The organism is Alsobacter soli (genome assembly GCF_003004785.1).
In the GTDB taxonomy this organism is placed as follows: domain Bacteria; phylum Pseudomonadota; class Alphaproteobacteria; order Rhizobiales; family Beijerinckiaceae; genus Alsobacter; species Alsobacter soli.
The window spans coordinates 61,607-80,628 of the sequence record NZ_PVZS01000008.1 but is presented as its reverse complement, the minus strand read 5'-3'; the positions used below and the strand labels follow the sequence as shown (position 1 = coordinate 80,628).

Here is a 19,022-nt window from a genome sequence, read left to right as displayed (position 1 = left end):
GTTCGCCCCCTTCCCGCTTAACGGCCGGGCTGCTCCTCGGGCGGCCGGACGTGCCGGAACGTCCAGAGCAGCAGCAGGTCGTAGGCGATTTTGAGCGCGCCGCAGGCGATGAAGGGCCAGGCCGTGAGGCCCGTCGCATAGAGGGCGCCAGCGAGGGCGGGGCTCGCGGCGGCCGCCAGGCTGCGCGGGACGGAGGTGACGCTCGCGGCCGCAGCCCGCTCGGGGGGCGTGACCACCGCCATGACATACGATGAGCGCGTCGGCACATCCATTTGGGAAAGCGCCGAACGCACCAGCAACAGGGCGAGCGCCAGGTCGAGGTTGGGAACGAGCGCCGCCCCGATCAGGCAGAGGCTCGACGGGATGTGGGTGAACACCATGGTGTTCACCAGGCCGATGCGCGCCGCAAGCCACGAGGCGACGGGGTAGGAGAACGCCGCCAGGACGCCCGACCACAGGAAGAAGAAGCCAGCCTGGATCAAGGACAGCCCGAACCGCTCGAACAGCCAGAGAGCGAGGAGCGACTGGACGGCGAAGCCGCCCGCAAACGCGTCGATGCTGAAGAGCCCGGCGAGCTTCAGGACGATGCGCCTGGAGGGCCCGAGCGGGGCGCCCTTCGTCTGGCCCACTCCCGCCGCGGTCGGGACAACCCGGTAGAGCAGCGCGGCGCCGACGCCCAGGGCGGCGTAAAGGACGAACATGCCCCTGATGGCCGCGAGTTGCGACACGCCCGCCCAGGCCATCAGGTCGGGGGTCGCCGCAGCGAAGCCGCCCAGCGCGCCCGCGAGGGCGCCGACAAGGCTGTAGGCCGCGAAGGACGCGGTGCGACGCTCGTCCGGGACGGATCGTGAAAGGACCGCGTGCTCAAGGGGCACGAAGATGCTGACGCTTCCGGCCGAGGGATTGACGGTTCCCGCGAACGCCACGAACAGGAAGACCGGGAAAGCGTTAGCGCCGGCGAAGACGAGGCCCGTCGCGACCATGAGCACGGCCGCCACCACCAGCAGGCGCGCCGTGTCGTGGCGCGCGCCGAGCCAACCGATGCCAAGCGTCATCGCAGCAGAGCCGAGCAGCGCGGCCGTGGCGACGAGGCCGATCTCGAACGCCCCAAGCCCCAGGGCGGCGAGATAGACCGGCAGCAGCACGGCCACGAACCCGTCGCCAAAGTCCCGGAGCGCCCGGCCCCAGTACAACCGCGCCACCACCCCTGGGGCTGCGGCGTCAGAACGCCGCCCAGGGCCGCGGGCGAGCGCCTCAGCGTCCACGGTCACGGCCCCGGCCGGGTGGAGGGCCAGTTATGCGTCTCGTCCGCGGCGTCCCGACACCAGCGGTAGAAGGCGTCGTAGAGCATCATGCCGGCGTCGAGCTGCTGGAGGTCGTCGGCGTAGAGCCGCGACAGGCCAAGGGACGCGGCGAGCAGCCCGGCGGCCTGCGGTTCCAGATCGAGCCGATCGGTGTCTGCGGCGCGTACGATGCGGGCGAGACGGGACAGGGCCGGGCTTGTGAGCCCGAGCTCCTCGATCATCACGTCAAAGCTGCAGGACTCGCCGCGGTGGCTCCAGAAGACGTCCTCCACGTCGAAGGGCGTCGCGTCGAAGCGGCTCGCCACGCCAGCCACCTCTGAGGCCTTCACGTAGAGAAAAACCGCCGCAGGGTCGACGAAGCGGCGGATCAGCCAGGGGCAGGCGATCCTGTCGACCTTGGGCCGCTCGCGGGTGACCCAGACCGTGCGCCCGACGGCGTCCCGGGGCGGCAGCTTGGCGGCGACCACGACAGGCTGTCCGGCGCGGCGCCAGGCCTCAATCCCACCCTCCAGGCTCTCGGCCGAGGCGGCTCCCGCGTGCCGCAGCCAGGCGGCGACGCCGTGGCTCAGCGTGCGCCCGTGCTGGCACAGGACGATCACGGCGCAGCCCGCGTAGGCAGCCGCCCAGTCCACGACGTCTTGGTGCGATCGGCGCACGGAGCCCGGGACAAGGAAGGGCTCGGCCTCGAACTCCTCGTCCGTTCGGACGTCCACCAGCGCAGGGCAGGATCGCGTGCCGATAAGGCGGGCGAGTTTGTCGACGGATATGGAGCTGATGGAAGGCATGGCGCGTCCCCGGCTTGAAAAGCGAACCTGGACGCGATGCTTCGGCCGTAGCCTCGTGAGGGGATCGCAACCCCCAGGGGCAGGATGACACCCCGGCGACTCCCCGCTGTCAAGCGGCTTGGGCGGAACGCCGCTCCGCCAGACGGCCGCAAATGCTGCGGCGGCCCTGCCCGCCGGCCGCGCCGGTTGGGTGCGGGCATGCGCGAGATCAAATCCAGGCCCCTCGCCTGCATCTAATCTGCCTCCAGACCAGTGGCTGGGCAGGAGGCGACGATGCGTGCGTGTTCGCGTGTTGCATGTTGGGCGGCGATTTGTGTTGGCCTGTCGGCGGTCGGAGCCGGCGGGGCCTTGGCGCAGAGCCAGCCGAAGTTCTCGGCTGATGTTCCGGCCTGGATCACAACGCCCGACACCGTGGAGACCCGCTTGGGCGCGCTTCGCTTCCACCAGGGAGCGCCGGACGCCGCGACGGTGAAGCGCGTGTATGACAACCTGGACTTCATGCGCGGCGTGCAGGCGTTCATGGACGGCATTCCCGCCACGTCCGTGCGGGCCGCTTGCAACGGCCTCGAAAAAATCGGCGTCAGGCGCAACCGGGCCATCGGCATCACCGAAGACCTGATGGACGCCCGCTCGCTCTTCCTGACGCCGAACACCACCACGGTGTACGCCTTCGCCTGCATCGACCTCCGCGAAGGGCCGATGGTGTTTCAGGCCCCGGCAGCCGTGCTCGGGCCCGTCGATGACGGGTATTTCCGCTGGGTGACCGACATTGGCCTGACCGGTCCCGACGCCGGGCGCGGCGGCAAGTACCTGTTCCTGCCGCCGGGCTACGCGGGGGACGCGCCGACGGAGGGCTACTACGTCCAAAGGCCCCGCACGAACACGCTCCTGGTCTTCTTCCGCGTTTTCGTGAAGGACGGCGATGTCGCCGCGGCCGTGCAGCACGCGAAGGCGCAGGCCAACATGTATCCGCTCAATGCCACGACGGAGGCGGGCGAGCCTCCCAAGGCGGATTTCGTGAATACGTCCGGCCTTCGGTTCAACACCATCAGCGCCAACACCGCTCGCTTCTACGACGAGCTGAACGAGGTGGTGCAGACCGAGCCGGCCGACTTCCTGGACCCCGAGAGAATCGGGCTCTTCGCCTCGATCGGCATTCGCAAGGGGCAGCCTTTCGCGCCCGACGAGCGGATGAAGGCCATCCTGACCGACGCCGTGGCGGTCGCGAACGCGACGGCCAGGACGCTCCTCTTCGACAGCCGGGATCCCCGCGCCAAGTTCTATCCGGACCGGCAATGGTTCACGGCGTTCATCGGCGGCAGCTACCTGTTCCAGCAAGGCGCGGAACGCCTGCTCGACGCGCGGACGATGTTCTTCTACTACGCCACCGGCATCACGCCGGCCATGGCGATGGCGAAGGTGGGCTCTGGCTCGGCGTACGCGGCATCTCTCCGGGACGCCAAGGGCGACTTCCTCGACGGCGGGAAGACCTACAAGATCACGCTGCCCGGCCCCGTGCCCGCCAAGGAGTTCTGGTCCTTCGTGGTCTACGACAACCAGACGCGCTCACTGCTGGAGACCGACCAGAAGCTTGCGGGGGTCGACAGTCACCATCCCGGCCTGAAGACCAACGCCGACGGCTCCGTTACGATCTGGTTCGCCCCGAAACCGCCGGCGGGCCGGGAGAGCAACTGGGTCCAGACCGTGCCCGGCAAGGGATGGAACGTCCTCCTGCGGCTCTATGGCCCGCTGGAGCCGTGGTTCGACAAGACCTGGAAGCCCGGCGACGTCGAACTGGCCAGCGATCTGGCGGAGTGAAGCTGGCGCTCTGGGCCTCGGTCGCCACCCGCCGCAACGCGAAGGATGGACTTGCGGTCTCCGGCCGCAAGCCGCCGATCGGCAAGGCTCGGCAGGCTGGCCCTGCGGGGGCGTCCAGCGCGTCCGGACTCTCAGGACGAAGGCGCCCAAGCGGACCGGACGAAGCCCGTCGGCTGTGACTCCCGTCAATCTCCGACCAGTTTCCGGTTTGCCCTTTCACAACTCCTGATCAAGACTGGTTGAGTCTTCACCTCAGAGGGGCATTCTGATGAGCGGACGTTTGATGGGGCCCGTCCTTGGGGCGGCTCTCGCCTTTACGGCGTGCGGCGGCGCGCTCGGGGCGGACCTGCCTGCGCCTCAGCCGCCGGCGGCCGTTCCCGCGCTCTCCGGCTGGACATACAGGATGACGCCCTACGGCTGGCTGACATCCCTCAACGGCAGCCAGACCGTGCGCGGCAGGACCGTCGACGTGAACGCCAGCTTCCCGAGGGTCGTGGAGGCGACGGCAGGCAGCGGCGGCACGCTCGTGGGGCTGATGCTCGACCTGGAGGCGCGCAACGGCCCCGTCTCGCTGCTCGCCGACGTGGTCTGGACAGATCTGGGGATCCGGCGCCGGGGCGAGCGGACAGTCACCCCGGAACCCGGCGTGGTTGGAACGGTGGGAGCGGCCGCCGAGGCCCGGCTACAGATGGGCATCGTGGAAGCCGGCGCCGCCTACGAGGTCGCCCGGTTCGGAGCGGTGAGCTTGGACGCCCTGGCCGGCGCACGCTACTGGAACCAGCAGGGCAAGCTCTCGTTCGACCTGGCCGGAACGGTGGACCTCGGGGACGTCGTGGTCGCCCGCGGATTGGCCATCGCCAAGTCCGGCTCCTTCAGCTGGCTGGACGGGTTCATCGGTGGACGGGCCCGGATCGCAGTCGCGCCGGGCCAGGAGATCCAGCTGCGCGGCGACATCGGCGGAGGCGGCAGCAAGGGGTCCTGGCAAGCGCTCGCGGCCTACAGCATCGAGTTCGCCAACCGCAACGGCGTCAGCTACTCGGGCGTCCTGGGTTACAGGGCGCTCTATGTCGACTACGCCAGCGGCGAGGGCCGCCGCCGCTATGAGTTCGACATGCTGCAGCACGGCCCCGTGGTGGGCCTGAACATCAGGTTCTGAGCGACGCGGTCGGGCGTGAACCTCCGGTCAGCCACACACTGCAAACGGGCGGGCTGGATCTCGCCCGTCTTGCCTGGCTGGGCGCGACATCCGGGAAGCGGGCGCCGGCAAAACGGCGTTTTCTGCCGTGCGGTCCCGTCTAGGGTGCGGGAAGCGTTTCCGGAGCGCCCATGACCGCGCAAGACATCCTGGCGAGCCTCGTCTCCTTTCCATCCGTCGTAGGACGCCCCAACGCCGCCATCGTCGACTGGATCCGATCCTATCTGGCCTCGCATGGCGTGCAGGCCACGGTCCTGCCCGGTCCGGAGGGCGACCGTTCGAACCTGTTCGCCACCATTGGCCCGCGCGACCGCCCGGGCCTGATCCTCTCAGGGCACATGGGTGTGGTGCCCGCAGAAGAGCCGGAATGGATATCCGACCCGTTCCGCCTGCGTCGCGACGGTGACCGCCTCTACGGCCGCGGCGCGAGCGACATGAAAGGCTTCCTCGCGGCGGCGCTGGCCGCCGTTCCGCGCCTCCTTGCGCTGCAGCCGAAAAGCCCGATCCACTTCGCCTTCTCTTATGACGAGGAGGCCGGCTGCCGGGGTGTCCCGCATCTGATCGCCCGCCTCGGCGAGCTGTGCGCGCACCCGGCCTGCGCCGTCATCGGCGAGCCCAGCGGATTGCGCGCGATCCGCGGCCACAAGGGCAAGGCGGCCGCGCGCATCACGATCCGCGGCCGCGCGGGCCATTCCTCCCGGCCCGATCTCGGTCTGAACGCCATTCACGCGATGGCCCCGGTGCTGGCCGCCGCGGTGGCGGCTGCGGAGGCGGCCAAGTCCGGCCCTCGGCGCCCCGCTTTCGAACCGCCCTACTCCACCGTGCAGGTCGGCGCCCTTCGCGGCGGCGAGGCCCTGAACATCATCCCAGCCCTGTGCGTGGCCGAGGTGGAGGCCCGCGCCGTGTCGGGCGTCTCGCCCGTGGCGCTGCTCGACCCAATCCGGACCGCTCTGGCCCGGCTGGATGCGGAGGGTTTCGAGACCCGCTGGGAGCCGCTCTCGGACTACCCCGCGCTCGCCCTTCCCGAGGACGCGCCTATCGCCCGCATGCTCGCCGACATCAGCGGCCAGGAGCCCCTGGCGGCGGTCAGCTACGGCACGGAGGCTGGGCTCTACATGGCCGCCGGCATCGACGCCATCATCTGCGGCCCGGGCGACATCGCGCGCGCCCACAAGCCGAACGAGTACATCGAGGCCTCCGAACTCGCCGCCTGCGAGCGGCTGATCCTGGACCTCGCCGCGCGTTTCGCGCGGGCCTAAAAGTCCGCCACCTTTCCCCAGGACGAAGCCGAGAACCGGCGCGGATGGTAGGGCTTTGGATCCACCAGCGGCTCGCCGCCGGTGATGATGTCGGCGATGAGATGGCCCGCGCCTGGGCCGATGCCGAAGCCGTGGCCGCTGAAGCCGGCGGCCAGGATGAACCCCGGAACGGACTCGATCTCCCCGATGGCCGGCACGCCGTCCGGCGTGCTGTCGATGTAGCCGGCCCAGGCCGCCGCGACCGGGGTTCGCTGCAGCGCCGGCAGTAGCTCCACGGCGCGCCGGTGCGTGAGCACGATCATCCGCGCGTCCGGCTTGGGGTCCAGGACGCGGCAGGCCTCCATGGGGGTGGGCGCGTCCAGGCGCCATCGCGCGAGGCTCTCGTGCCCGGCGCGCCAGGCCTGCAGGCCGCCGGGCGCGAGGCTGCGCCAGCGCTTGGCGAACATGGGGCCGAATTGCCGGATGAAGCGCATCTGCTGGGGCGTGGGATCGACCCGCGCGCCGCCGCTGATCGCCAGGGTGTAGCCGCCGTCGCCGCGGCGCGTGACGGACGCGGCCTTGGTGTGCAGTGCGTCCGGGAGGCCCTGGGCGCCCGGCGCGACGGACAGGATCGAGGACCGGATGGAGGCCTGGGGAAAGCGCACGCCGAGCTGGTTGCAGAACGACGACGCCCAGGCGCCGCCCGCCATCACGACCGTGCGGGTGCGGATCACGCCCGCTTCCGTCACGACGGCGCTGACGCGTCCGCCCTCGAGCTCCAGGCCCCGCGCCGCGCAGCCCTGGTGCACCGTGCCGCCATGTTTGATTACGCCCAGCGCCGCCACCGGGACGGCGCGGCTCGGATCCGCCACGCCGTCGGTGGGCGAGAAGACGCCGCCCTTCCAGCGCCGGCCCGTGGCGGAGCCGCGGCGGGAAGCCTCCTCGGCGTCCAGCATGTAGGTCGTCACCCCAACGCCGCGCGCGAATGCGCCCCAGCGCGCCCAGCCGGCGAGCTCCGCCTCGTCGTCGCTGAGGTAGAGCAGGCCGCAGCGGCTGAAGCCGAGATCCGCGCCCGTCTCGGACGCGAGCCGGTCCCAGAGCTGCAGGCTCTTGGTCGCAAGCGGCAGCTCGCGGGCGTCCCGGTTCTGCTGGCGGCACCAGCCCCAGTTGCGGCTCGACTGCTCGGCCCCGACCAGGCCCTTCTCGACCAGCGCCACCTTCATGCCGCGCCGGGCCAGATAATAGGCCGCGAAGGTGCCGACCACGCCGGCGCCGATCACCACGACGTCCGCCTCCCGGGGCAGAGTCGGCGTCGTCTCGATGGTCATCAGCTGAACGCGCATGGCGGCTCTCCGGAGTCGCTCGCATGCTAGCCGCAGCGCGCCGGAGCCGGCTGCTGGAGTGGGCCCCGCGCTCGGCATTTTGTGCGGCCGGGAATGGCGGCGGCGGCGCCTTCGCCGCTCAGCGGTTGAACAGGTTGGCGAGCGGCACGTGGTTTTTCACCACCGGCGACTTGAGCACCACGAAGCTGAAATACTTCTCGATCCCGACGTCCTGGTCGATCAGACGCTCCATGATCGACTGGTACTCGGCGATGCTGCCGGTGACGAACTTCACCAGGTAGTCGTAGCCGCCCGAGATCAGGTGGCACTCCATCACGGCGTCGAGCTTCTCGACGGTCGCGACGAAGCGCGCGAAGTCGATCTGGCGGTGGTTCTTGAGGGTGACCTCCGTGAAGACGGTCAGCGCCTGGCCCAGCTTGGCGACGTTCACGATGGCCGAGTAGCCGGTGATGTAGCCCTCGTCCTGCAGCTTGCGGACTCGGATCAGGCAGGGGCTGGGCGACAGGTTCACAAGACTGGCCAGCTCCACGTTGGTTATGCGGCCGTTCTTCTGCAGCTCTGCAAGGATCTTGACGTCGATCTGATCGAGTTTCATGCGCGCTGCGCGATCCTCCACGGGATCCTGAATCCTGTTACCTCCTCGCCAGGGCAGCGACAAGCTCAGGGTTGCGCTCCAGGGAGTCCAGCCACTGGGGGTCGAGCTTGGGCACAGAGGCGAAGAGCAGCTTGGTGTAGGCGTGATGGTCCCGGGCGCCCACGCGGGAGCGCGGCATCTGCTCGATCTTCTCCCCGGCGTACATGACGGCGATTTCGTCGCAGATGGCCTGCACCGTGGGAAGATCGTGGCTGATGAACACGTAGCAGAGGCCGAGCTCGCGCTGCAGCTCCTTGAGCAGGTCGATGATGGCCGCCGCCACCACCGTATCGAGAGCGGAGGTGATCTCGTCGCAGAGGATGATCCGGGGATCGGCGGCGAGAGCGCGCGCGAGGTTGACGCGCTGCTTCTGGCCTCCCGACAGCTCGGGCGGACGGCGCTCCTGCAAGGCGCGCGGCAGGCGCACCATGTCGAGCAGACGGTCGATGCGCGCCTGCGCCTCGCGCCCCTTCAGGCCGTGGTAGAACGCCAGGGGCCGGCCCAGGATCTCGGCGATGGACTTGGCCGGGTTCAGGGCCGTGTCGGCCGACTGAAAGACGATCTGGATCTGCCGAAGCTGCTCGCGCGTGCGGTCCTTGGCGGCGCGCGGCAGGGACTTGCCCTCGAACAGGATATCCCCGGAGCTCGGGGGCAGGATGCCGGCGATGGCGCGCGCCAGGGTGGACTTGCCGCAGCCGGACTCGCCGATGACGCCGAGGTTGCGCCCGGCCTCCAGGCTCAGGCTGACCGCCTTGACGATGGTGATCGTCGGAGCCCCGTCGGACTTCAGGGCGCCGTATCCGGCGACGACGTCCCGCAACTCCAGCACCGGCTGGGCGACGGCGGCCGGCGCCGGCGCCGCCTGCGCGTCCACGCTCGGGCGGAAGGCCGCGAGAAGCTCGCGCGTGTAGGGGTGCGCCGGCGCGGACAGGATGTCGGCCGTCGCGCCGATCTCCTGCACCTCCCCTCCCCGCAGCACCACGATCCGGTCCGCAATCTGCGCCACGACAGCGAGATCGTGGGACACGTAGACGCCCGCGATGCGGCGTTCCTTCATCACCGCCTTGAAGGCGCGCAGGACCTCGATCTGGGTGGTCACGTCCAGCGCGGTGGTCGGCTCGTCGAAGATGACGAGCTTGGGATCGCCGATCAGCGCCATGGCGGCGGAAAGGCGCTGCAACTGCCCGCCGGAGACCTGGTGCGGATAGCGGTCCCCGATCGTGTCCGGGTTGGGCAGGGACAGCGCCCGGAACAGCTCCACCGCGCGGGCCCGGGCCTGCGCATCCGGCATGAGGCCGTGAATGCGCGACACCTCGACCACCTGGTCGATGATCCGCATCGCCGGGTTGAACGCCGCCGCGGCGCTCTGCGGCACATAGGCGACCTCCGTCCCACGGACGGCCGCCCTCTCCTTCTCGCTCAGTTGGGTCATGTCGCGGCCGCCCACCCGGACCGAGCCCCCCTGAATGGCGCACCCCATGCGGGCGTAGCCCATCAGCGTGAGCGCGATCGTGGTCTTGCCGGAGCCGCTCTCGCCGATGAGGGCCACGATCTCGCCGGGGGCGATGTCGAAGCTCACGCCCTTGATGATGTCGACACGGCGACCCGCGTCGGTGGTGGCGCCGACCTTCAGATCCCGGATCTCGACCAGGTTGCCCATCACGCGCTCCGGTCCCGGGTCTTCTTCGGCAGGTTGTCGATGAGCAGGTTCACGCTGATGGTCAGGCTCGCGATGGCGATGGAGGGGAACATCACCGCGGGCGCCCCGAACGGCAGGCCGCTGATGTTCTCCCGCACGAGCGCCCCCCAATCGGCATCTGGAGGCTGCACGCCGAGGCCGAGGAAGGAGAGGCCCGAGAGCAGCAGCACGATGAAGACGAAGCGCAGCCCCACATCGGCGAAGACCGGCCCGATGATGTTGGGCAGGATCTCCGACCCGATGATGTAGGGCACCCCCTCCCCTCGGGCGCGCGCCACGGTAATGAAATCCATGGTGTTGACGTTGACCGCCAGCGCGCGGGCGAAGCGATACGATCCCGGCGTGTAGATCACCGCCATCGTGAGGATCAGCACCGGGATCGACGAACCCACCCCGGCCACGACCACGAGGCCGAAGAGCTTGCTCGGAATGGAATTCAGCGCATCGAGGAACCGGCTCAGCGCCGTGTCGAACCAGCCGCCCGTCACCGCCGCCGCCATGCCGAGCGTCACGCCCGTGACGCACGCGATGGTCACGGAGGCCAGCGATATGCCGACGGTGTATCGCGCCCCGAAGAGGATGCGCGACAGCATGTCCCGGCCCAGATAGTCCGTGCCCACCGGGAACTGGCGCGACATCGGGCCGAAATAGTCCAGGTCGACGATCTCGCCGACGCCGTGGGGCGCCAGCTGGGACGCGAACAGGGCCACCATCGTCCAGAACAGGATGACGCACAACGCCAGCAGTCCGACGATGTTGATGCGGTAGTGCAACGGGAGCGGGATCGCGCGGGTCATCATCGGCGCAGCCGCGGGTTGGACAGGATCGCGATGACGTCGGCGACCGTGATCAGGAGCAGGTAGACGAGGCAGAAGATCATCGCGCAGCTCTGGATCAGCGGCAGGTCGCGCGTCGACACCGCATCGACCATGAGCTTGGCGATGCCCGGGTAGTTGAAGATCGTCTCGACGATGATCACCCCGCCCAGCAGGTACGAGAGCGACAGAGCCACCGCATTGACGATTGGACCCAGCGCGTTGGGCAGGGCGTGCCGCAGGACGATGCGGGTTGGAGAGGCGCCTTTCAGGCGGGCCATCTCCACATAGGGCGTGTCCAGCGTCTCGATCATCGCGGCGCGCGTCATCCGGATCATCTGGGCCGAGATCACGAAGGCGAGCGTGATCACCGGCATCGCGTAGATCCGCAGCAGGTCCCAGAAGGAGGTCGCCTCCCGGGCGAAGGACAGAGCCGGCAGCCACTTCAGGTGCACGGCGAAGAGCAGGACCGCCGTCGTGGCCACCATGAACTCCGGCACGGAGATCACCGCGATGGTCAGGAACGTCAGCGCGCGGTCAAAGACGCTGCCGCGGAGAATCGCCGCGGCGATGCCCAGCGCCAGCGCGATCGGCACCGAGAAAAGCGTGGTGATCCCTGCGAGTTTCAGGGAATTGAGCAGCCGAGGCCCAATGAGCTGAGCCACCTGCATGTTGTTGGCGTAGGATTTCCCGAGATCGCCGGACGCCAGTCCCGCCAGCCAGCGTACGAAGCGCAGCAGGGCCGGATCATTGAGGTGCATCGCCGCCCGGAGGCCGGCGACCGCCTCGGGCGTGGCGGCCTGGCCCAACAGCACCTCCGCCACGTCGCCGGGCAGGATCGCCGTCGCGCAGAAGACGGTGAACGACACCACCAGGAGCGTGAACACCGCGACCAGGACGCGGCCGCCCACGAGGGACCAGACGAAGCTGTTCATGAAGCGGTCTCGGCCTCGCTCCTGGCGTGGACGGGCGTCGCCCGGGAGGCGCCGAGCGGCCGCCTCCCGGGAATGCAAGAGGCGGGCCTCAGGCGGTCAGCCAGACGTACTCAGCGAAAGCGTAGCCCATCATGCCGCCAAGCGGGTTGGGCTCCAAGCCTTTCAGCTTGGACGAGATGGCGTCCACATTGGCGATCCACACCGGGATGGCGGTGCCTGCCTCGTTGGAGATCATGGCCTGCATCTCGCCATAGATCTGCTTGCGCTTGGCATGGTCCAGAAGGCCGCGCGACTCCACGAGCATGCGGTCGAACTTCTCGGACTTGTACTGGCTCTCGTTCCAGGGCGCGCTGGAGGTGTAGAGCAGCGAGAACAGGATGTCGGGCGTCGGACGCGGATTGATGTTGCCGAAGTGAACCGGCGCCTTCAGCCAGTAGTTCGACCAGTAGCCGTCCGAGGGCACGCGCTTCACGTCGAAGTTCATGCCGATGCCGGCGCCGGCCTGCTGCAGGACCACGGCCATGTCGATGGACGACGAGGCGGCGTCCGAGGCGACCACGGGAATGGCCTGTCCAAGCACCCCGGCCTTCTGGAACAGGGCTTTGGCCTTGTCCGGGTCGAAGGCGCGCGGCTTCAGTTCGGTGTTGAAATAAGGGCTCGAAGGCGGGACCGGCTGGTCGTTGGCGACCTCGGCGAGGCCGCGAAGCGCCGAGTTTTTGATCTGCTCGCGGTTGAGGAGCAGCTTCACGCCCTCCACGAAGCCCTGCTTGTCGCCGGGGGCCATGTCGAGACGCATGTTCAGGTCGGTGTATCCGCCGGAGTTGCTCTTCGACAGCACCACGCCCGGCTGGTTCTCGACGAGCCGGATCGACCGGGGATTGATGGAGGCGGCGAGTTGGATGTCTCCCGACAGGAGCGCGTTGACGCGCGCCGAGTCTTCCGGAATGGCGAAGAACTCAAAGGAGTCCAGGTGCGCCTTCTGGCTCTTCCAGTAGTTCTGGTTCCGCACGCCCACCGAGCGGACGCCCGGCTCGAAGGTCTGGCACACGAATGCGCCCGTGCCGTTGGCCTTGGAGAAGTCCGTCGTGCCGTCGGCGATGATCATAAAGTGGTGAGTGCCCAGGATGGTGGGCAGGTCGGCGTTGGGGTTGGCCAGGGTCACCTCGACCGTCAGGTCGTCGACCGGCTTCACCTCGGAGATTTGCTTGGCGATCGAGTTCACCTTCGAGCCCACGGCGGGGTCGAGGTGGCGCTTCAGCGAGTAGACCACGTCGGCCGACGACAACGTCTTGCCGCTGTGGAAGGTCACGCCCTTGCGCAGCTTGATCGTCCAGACCTTGGCGTCCTTGGTGTCGATGCTCTCGGCCAGCTCCATCTGCGGCGTGCCGCTCTTATCGATGAAGGTGAGCCGGTTGTAGAAGGCGCAGCAGCGCACGTAGTCGGTCGACAGGGACGCCTTGGCGGGGTCGAGCGTGTCCGCCGTCGAGGACGACCAGCCCGCGGCCTTCAGGTGGCCGCCCGAGGTCGGGGTCTGGGCGACGGCCGCAGTGGCGCGGCCCAGGACGGAGCCGCCGGCCGCGGCGGCCATGCCGCCCGCCAGCAGCATCTGCATCAGCTCGCGCCGCGTGGCGCCGCGGCGGATGGCGTTTTCGACCATGGCGTCGTCGGCCTTGGTCCAGTTGGATGCGATCTTGTCCGTCACGAGGTTCCCCTTCCCTTCTCTCGTTGACTTGCCCGGGCCGCGCACGGCCGCCCGGAGCGGCGCTCAGGCCGCCTTCTCGCGCTCCACGGCGTCGGCGAGCTCGGCCAACGAGGTGAAGTGGTAATCCGGCTGCGTGAAGCTCTCGGGCTCGATCGTGCCGCCATAGCCGGGCTGGGCGTGGCGGCGCTGGATCCAGCAGTTCGTCAGGCCGAGCCGCCGCGAGACGCCGATGTCGTGGTATTGGCTCTGGGCCACATGCAGGATGTCCTCCTTGCGGCCGCCTTCGCCCTCCACGAAGGCGAAGACCTGCTGGAAGAAAGCCGGGTCGGGCTTCTCCGTGCCGGTGTCATCCGTGGTGAAGGCGGCGTGGAAGGGCCGCCCGAGCGCGTCCGCGAAATGCTCGTAGGCCCAGCGCTGGGCGTTGGTCATGGCGATCAGCTTGTAGCGCCGGGCGAGCCGCGCGAGCGCTTCGGCGCTGTCCGGGAACCCCTTCCAGGAGGCGGCGGAATCGCGCAGCCGCTTGCCGTAGCGCGGCTCGGCCGGCAGGCCGATGTCGGACGCGATCACCATATAGACGCGCTCGAGATCGTCGGGGAAACGCAGGGCTTCGGGCGAGTAGCGGGCCTTCCGGTAAAAGGTGAGCGCCTTTTCGCCGTCCACCGCTGCGCCGGCCTCGGCGGCGATCGACGCCAGGCAATCCTTGATGCCGCCCTCGAAGTCGATCAGCGTCCCGACCACATCGAAGGTCATGTACCGGAATTCGCGCAAGCTCTTCGCCACGTCCTGTTCCCCTGCCCGTCGGCGCGGCCTGCCGCGCCCGCTGCTGTCGTTCCGCCGCAGGCCCCCTCGGGGTCCGCCTGCAGGATCTGTCCCGCCGTTCGGGCGGCTCTCGCTCGGGTCGTTGTTCGACCTTCGTATGAGTGTCTCAGCGTGGGGCTGCGGAAGTCGCTGAATGCGCGAGGCCCCGCAGCACAAAATTCTGTATTGGCCGGCGGACCGACATAACGGCGCGAGGCGCCGGCCGGCTCAGGCCATGGCGGCGCGGACGGCGGTGTCCTCGAGGGTCTGGTCCAGGGTCATGCGCGTGCGCTCGATAATGGCGTCGATGTCGGCGTCCGTGCAGCACAGGGGCGGCGCATAGCCCATCACGCCGTTGGCGAAGGCGCGGATCACCAGGCCGTTGTCCCACGCGCGGTCGAAAATGCGGCGCGCCGGCTCCGCGGCTGCGGGCAGCGGCGTCTTGCGGGCCTTGTCGGTGACGAGCTCGACCGCCGCCAGCATGCCGCGCCCGCGGACCTCGCCCACCAGCGGATGATCCGCCAGGCTGTGGAGCCCCGCCATGAGGCGGGCGCCCGCCTTGCGCCCGTTCTCGAGCAGGCCCGCCTCGTAGAGCCGCAGCACTTCGAGCGCGACGGCGGCGCTCACCGGATGGGCCGAGTAGGTGTAGCCGTGCCCGACGACGCCCTGTCCCGCCGCATCAGCAATCGTGTCGTACACATGGTCCGAGAGGAACACCGCGCCCATTGGCACGTAGCCGGAGGTCAGGCCCTTCGCGGTGGTCATCAGGTCCGGGACGACGCCCTCGTCCTCGCAGGCGAACAGCGGGCCCGTGCGGCCGAAGCCCGTGATGACCTCGTCGGCCACGAACAGGATGTCCAGCTCGCGGCACAGGTCGCGCATGGCCTTCACCCAACCCGGAGGCGGCACGAGCACGCCGCCGGAGCCCTGGATGGGCTCGAGATAGAAGGCGGCGACCCGTTCCGCGCCGCCGATCTCCTCGACTTTGGCGCGCAGCGCCGCCGTCGAGGCGGCGATGATCGCGGCCGGGTCCGAGCCCACCGGGTTGCGGTAGCTGTAGTGCGACGGAATCTTATGCTGCCAGTGGAACGGCACGCCGAAGCCCTGGTGGAAGGCCGGCAGGGCCGTGAGGCCCGCGCCCACCGTGGACGAGCCGTGGTAGCCCTGCTCCACCGAGATGAACTGGTCCTTCGCCGGCCGCCCGCGCGCGATCTGGTAGTAGCGGATGAAGCGCACGGTGCTGTCGACGGCGTCGGAGCCGCCCAGGGTGAAGTAGACGTGGTTCAGGTCGCCGGGCGCGCGCTCGGCGAGCTCGGCCGCGAGCCGGATGGCCGGCTCGGAGCCCAGGCTGAAATACCCCGTCGCGTAAGGCAGCTCGCGCATCTGCTTCGCCGCCGCCTCCACGATGCTGTCGACGCCGTAGCCCACGTTCACGCACCAGAGACCGGCGAAGCCGTCCACCATGGAGTGGCCGGTCGAATCCGTCACGGTCGCGCCCTTGGCGGACTTGAGCACGCGCACGCCGGCCCGTTCGTGGCCGCGATAGGACGCCACCGGGTGAACCAGGTGGAGGCGGTCGAGTTCGACCAGGGAATTGCTGGACATGGGTCTCTCCGGTTTCAGCCCAAAGCCTGGCTGGCGAGCGCGAAGGTGTGGAACGGGGCGGCGGGACGCGGCCGCGGATCGCGCACCATGGGGACGCCGCCGCCTGCGGCGGCCAGGCCCTTCGCGGCGAGCCAGGCGTCGAGTTCGGAATCCGGTGTATCGACGCGGACGAAGCCGCCGGCGCAGCGCGCGAAGGCGGCCTCCAGCAGGGCGCGGGCCTCGGCCTGGGAGCGGGCCGCGACCGGGCCGGCCACCTGGCCGCGCCCAAAGGCCCGCAACCCGACGAAGCCGCCGACGCCGCCCTCGTCGCGCAGGACCGCGATCGCGCCTGCCGCCGCGAGAGTGCGGAGCAGCGCGGCGCGATCCGCGCCAGTGGCGGCCCGGTCGATCTCGGCGATCCGGTCCATGTCGGCTGCGGCCAGGCGCCAATCCACCGCCGGCGAAAGTTGCTTCACCAAAGGGGCCGGGCCCTGGCGCTGGACGATCTGGCCGACGGCCCGGAACCCGAGCTTCTCATAGAGCGGCAGGCCATCCCGGGTGGCGACGAGCCGCTGCTCCCGCCCCGCGACCGCCTGCATCGCCGCATCCATCAGGCGCCGGCCGAGGCCGCGCCCGCGCATCGCCTCGTCGACGATCACCATGTTGACCGTCGCGACATGCGCGCCGAAGGGCGTCGCCAGAGCCGTTCCGACCAGACGACCGCCCTCGAAGGCCGCGAACCCGCGGCTCAGGCCGAGCACGAGGGCCCAGTCCTCGCGCCTGTGGGGCCAGCCTGCCTGGCGCGACAGGGCGAGAGCCTCGTCGAGATGGCCGGGCGTCAGCGCGCCGATGGGCGCGGCCGACTGGGTGGATGTCGCGGTCCGGTTCGTCATCGTGCGGAAACGGTAGCGCCAGGCCGCGAGGCGGTTGCGCTCCATTGCGACCCGGCGACGGCAGCTTCCATCTTTCCGCGCGGCCGGCGCCGCATCTTATGCCGACGCCGTGGCGCACCTCCGCCCGTGAGGTCCCGGATGGCCGTGAAAGCCGGGCTGGGCGGCGCAACTCTCTGCCGCGGCGCTTTCGCGATACGGCAGGATCTGCTTCGGCCGCGAAGCTTTTCCGGCGAAGCCTCTGCCCGGCGGCGCCTATCCTTCGGGTGATCCCGTCGGACTCATTTAAGGACGCCCGCCATGACCAGCTTCCGCCCCAAGTACATCACGTTCGACTGCTACGGCACGCTGACCAACTTCCAAATGGCCGAGGCGGCGCGCGACATCTACGGCGCCCAGCTGGACGAGCCGCGCATGTTGCGGTTCATCAAGCATTTCGCCGCCTACCGGCTGGATGAGATCCTGGGCGCGTGGAAGCCCTACGCCGAGGTGGTGCACAACGCGGTGGAGCGCACCTGCCGCAAGAGCGGCGTCGCCTTCCGGCCCGAGAACGCCCGCGCCATCTACGAGCGCGTGCCGAGCTGGGGCCCCCACCCCGATGTTCCGGCGGGCCTCGCCAAGGTGGCCAAGGAGATCCCGCTGGTGATCCTGTCGAACGCCTCGGACGACCAGATCATGCACAATGTCGAGAAGCTCGGCGCGCCGTTCCACAAGGTGTTCACGGCCCAGCAGGCCAACGCCTACAAGCCGCGCTTCCAGGCCTTCGAGTACATGTTCGACATGCTTGGCTGCAATCCGGAGGACGTGATGCACTGCTCGTCCTCGTTCCGCTACGACCTGATGTCGGCCTACGACCTCGGCATCAGGCAGAAGGTCTGGGTCAACCGCGGGCACGAGCCGGCGAACCCCTACTACAACGACGTGGAGATCACGGACATCTCCGGCCTGCCCGCCCTCCTGGGCTTGTGAGGACCTGACGATGCGCTTCGCGTCCTACTGGCACGACACGGCGCCGGCCTTCACTGGCGGCGCCGCAGGCCCCGCCGAGGGAACCTACGACGTCGCCGTGGTGGGCGGCGGCTTCACCGGGCTCTCCGCCGCGCGCACGCTGACAATGGCGGGCGCGAAGGTGGCCCTGCTGGAGGCCGGGATCGTCGGGTCCGGCGCCTCGGGGCGCAACGGCGGCCATCTCAACAACGGCCTCGCCCACTCCTACCCGGCCGCCAAGGCGCATCTCGGGCCCGAGCGCGCCGCCGCCCTCTACCGCGCCTTCGACGCCTCGGTCGACTTCATCGAGAGGACCGTGGCCGAGGAGAACATCGCCTGCGATTTCAAGCGCGTGGGTAAGCTCAAGCTCGCCTCCAAGCCGGCCCACATGGAGGCGATCGCCCGCAATTTCGAAGCCGTCCACCGCGAGGTGGATCCCGACACGGCGCTGCTCACGCGCGCGGACGTGGCGAGCGAGGTGCGCTCCGACGCCTTTCATGGGGCCATGCTGTTCAAGAAGAGCGCCGTGATGCACATGGGCCGCTACGCGGCCGGGCTCGCGGAGGCTGCCGCGCGTCGCGGAGCCACGGTGTTCGAGAACGCGCCCGTGACGTCGTTGCGCCGCGACGGCGGCAAGCGCGTGCTCGAGACGCCGCGTGGGTCGATCCGCGCCGGCGAGGTCCTCGTGGCGACAGGCGCCTACACCACCGGCGCCTTCGGCTGGTTCCGGCGCCGCATCGTGCCCGTCGGGAGCTTCATCGTGGCGACGCGACCGCTGACGGACGCCGAGATCGCGGGCGTGATGCCGCGCGAGCGCACCTGCGTGACCTCGATGAACATCGGCAACTATTTCCGGCTCTCTCCCGACCGACGGCTGATCTTTGGCGGACGGGCCCGCTTCTCGGCCGTGTCGAACCAGCAGTCGGACGCGAAGAGCGGCGCCATCCTGCAGGCGAGCCTGGCCAACCTCTTCCCGCAGCTCGCCCACGTGGACATTGACTATTGCTGGGGCGGCCTCGTCGACATGACCAAGGACCGCTACCCGCGGGCCGGCCGCAACGAGGACGGGCTCTGGTACGCGATGGGCTATTCGGGCCACGGGGCGCAGATGTCGAGCTACATGGGCTCGATGGTGGCGGACGCCATCCTGGGCAAGGACGACCGGAACCCGGTGAAGGGCCTGAGCTGGCCGGCCGTGCCAGGCCACCTGGGCCAGCCCTGGTTCCTGCCGCTGGTCGGGCTCTACTACAAGATCCTCGACCGCTTCCAGTAAGCGCGCCTGGGTTCAACAAAAA

16 protein-coding genes are annotated in these 19,022 nt (G+C 69.4%); 5 read left to right on the top strand and 11 right to left on the bottom strand.

What is annotated here, in order from left to right:
* Positions 1-17: 17 nt before the first annotated feature.
* Positions 18-1,205 carry an MFS transporter gene (locus SLNSH_RS08955; protein WP_106336471.1) on the bottom strand — a complete coding sequence of 396 codons (1,188 nt, stop codon included), beginning with the start codon at positions 1,203-1,205 and terminating at the stop codon, positions 18-20.
* Positions 1,206-1,267: 62 nt separating this feature from the next.
* On the bottom strand, positions 1,268-2,089 hold the full coding sequence (locus tag SLNSH_RS08950; RefSeq protein ID WP_106336331.1) for a chromate resistance protein ChrB domain-containing protein: 822 nt from the start codon (positions 2,087-2,089) through the stop codon (positions 1,268-1,270).
* A gap of 348 nt (positions 2,090-2,437) precedes the next feature.
* On the opposite strand from SLNSH_RS08950, the gene SLNSH_RS08945 reads away from it, so the two are divergent.
* The 3 genes from SLNSH_RS08945 (at position 2,438) to argE (ending at position 6,361) form a co-directional block, all read left to right on the top strand.
* Entirely contained in the window at positions 2,438-3,907 is a 1,470-nt protein-coding gene (locus tag SLNSH_RS08945; RefSeq protein WP_245422166.1) for a DUF1254 domain-containing protein, read from the top strand.
* Between the two features lie 268 nt (positions 3,908-4,175).
* On the top strand, positions 4,176-5,063 hold the full coding sequence (locus SLNSH_RS08940; RefSeq protein WP_146140227.1) for a hypothetical protein: 888 nt from the start codon (positions 4,176-4,178) through the stop codon (positions 5,061-5,063).
* 170 nt (positions 5,064-5,233) lie between these two features.
* The gene (argE, locus tag SLNSH_RS08935; RefSeq protein ID WP_106336328.1) at positions 5,234-6,361 is read left to right on the top strand and encodes an acetylornithine deacetylase; all 1,128 of its coding nucleotides are present in this window, start codon (positions 5,234-5,236) and stop codon (positions 6,359-6,361) included.
* Here argE and SLNSH_RS08930 read toward each other — a convergent pair.
* The 9 genes from SLNSH_RS08930 to SLNSH_RS08890 form a co-directional block, all read right to left on the bottom strand.
* Positions 6,358-7,683 (bottom strand): NAD(P)/FAD-dependent oxidoreductase, encoded by a 1,326-nt coding sequence (locus SLNSH_RS08930; RefSeq protein WP_106336327.1) that lies wholly within the window; start codon positions 7,681-7,683, stop codon positions 6,358-6,360. The genes argE and SLNSH_RS08930 overlap by 4 nt on opposite strands.
* Positions 7,684-7,801: 118 nt before the next feature.
* Positions 7,802-8,278: an Lrp/AsnC family transcriptional regulator gene (locus tag SLNSH_RS08925; protein WP_106336326.1), complete on the bottom strand. Its 477-nt coding sequence runs from the start codon at positions 8,276-8,278 to the stop codon at positions 7,802-7,804.
* 37 nt (positions 8,279-8,315) lie between these two features.
* Positions 8,316-9,977, bottom strand: coding sequence for an ABC transporter ATP-binding protein (locus SLNSH_RS08920; protein ID WP_106336325.1), 1,662 nt, complete (start codon positions 9,975-9,977; stop codon positions 8,316-8,318).
* Positions 9,977-10,816: an ABC transporter permease gene (locus tag SLNSH_RS08915; RefSeq protein WP_106336324.1), complete on the bottom strand. Its 840-nt coding sequence runs from the start codon at positions 10,814-10,816 to the stop codon at positions 9,977-9,979. The genes SLNSH_RS08920 and SLNSH_RS08915 overlap by 1 nt, the downstream gene beginning before the upstream one ends.
* Complete coding sequence (locus SLNSH_RS08910; protein WP_106336323.1) at positions 10,813-11,766, bottom strand: ABC transporter permease; 954 nt, start codon at positions 11,764-11,766, stop codon at positions 10,813-10,815. Before SLNSH_RS08910 ends, SLNSH_RS08915 begins: the two co-directional genes overlap by 4 nt.
* 88 nt (positions 11,767-11,854) lie before the next feature.
* Positions 11,855-13,468: an ABC transporter substrate-binding protein gene (locus tag SLNSH_RS08905; RefSeq protein ID WP_106336322.1), complete on the bottom strand. Its 1,614-nt coding sequence runs from the start codon at positions 13,466-13,468 to the stop codon at positions 11,855-11,857.
* Positions 13,469-13,531: 63 nt separating this feature from the next.
* Positions 13,532-14,248 (bottom strand): HAD-IA family hydrolase, encoded by a 717-nt coding sequence (locus SLNSH_RS08900; RefSeq protein ID WP_245422165.1) that lies wholly within the window; start codon positions 14,246-14,248, stop codon positions 13,532-13,534.
* Between the two features lie 246 nt (positions 14,249-14,494).
* Positions 14,495-15,871, bottom strand: coding sequence for an aspartate aminotransferase family protein (locus SLNSH_RS08895; RefSeq protein ID WP_106336321.1), 1,377 nt, complete (start codon positions 15,869-15,871; stop codon positions 14,495-14,497).
* 14 nt (positions 15,872-15,885) lie between these two features.
* Positions 15,886-16,743 (bottom strand): GNAT family N-acetyltransferase, encoded by an 858-nt coding sequence (locus SLNSH_RS08890; RefSeq protein ID WP_106336468.1) that lies wholly within the window; start codon positions 16,741-16,743, stop codon positions 15,886-15,888.
* 297 nt (positions 16,744-17,040) lie between these two features.
* Here SLNSH_RS08890 and SLNSH_RS08885 point away from each other — a divergent pair, with 297 nt between their 5' ends.
* Complete coding sequence (locus SLNSH_RS08885; protein ID WP_106336320.1) at positions 17,041-17,709, top strand: haloacid dehalogenase type II; 669 nt, start codon at positions 17,041-17,043, stop codon at positions 17,707-17,709.
* Between the two features lie 10 nt (positions 17,710-17,719).
* The gene (locus tag SLNSH_RS08880; protein WP_106336319.1) at positions 17,720-19,000 is read left to right on the top strand and encodes an NAD(P)/FAD-dependent oxidoreductase; all 1,281 of its coding nucleotides are present in this window, start codon (positions 17,720-17,722) and stop codon (positions 18,998-19,000) included.
* Positions 19,001-19,022: the final 22 nt, after the last annotated feature.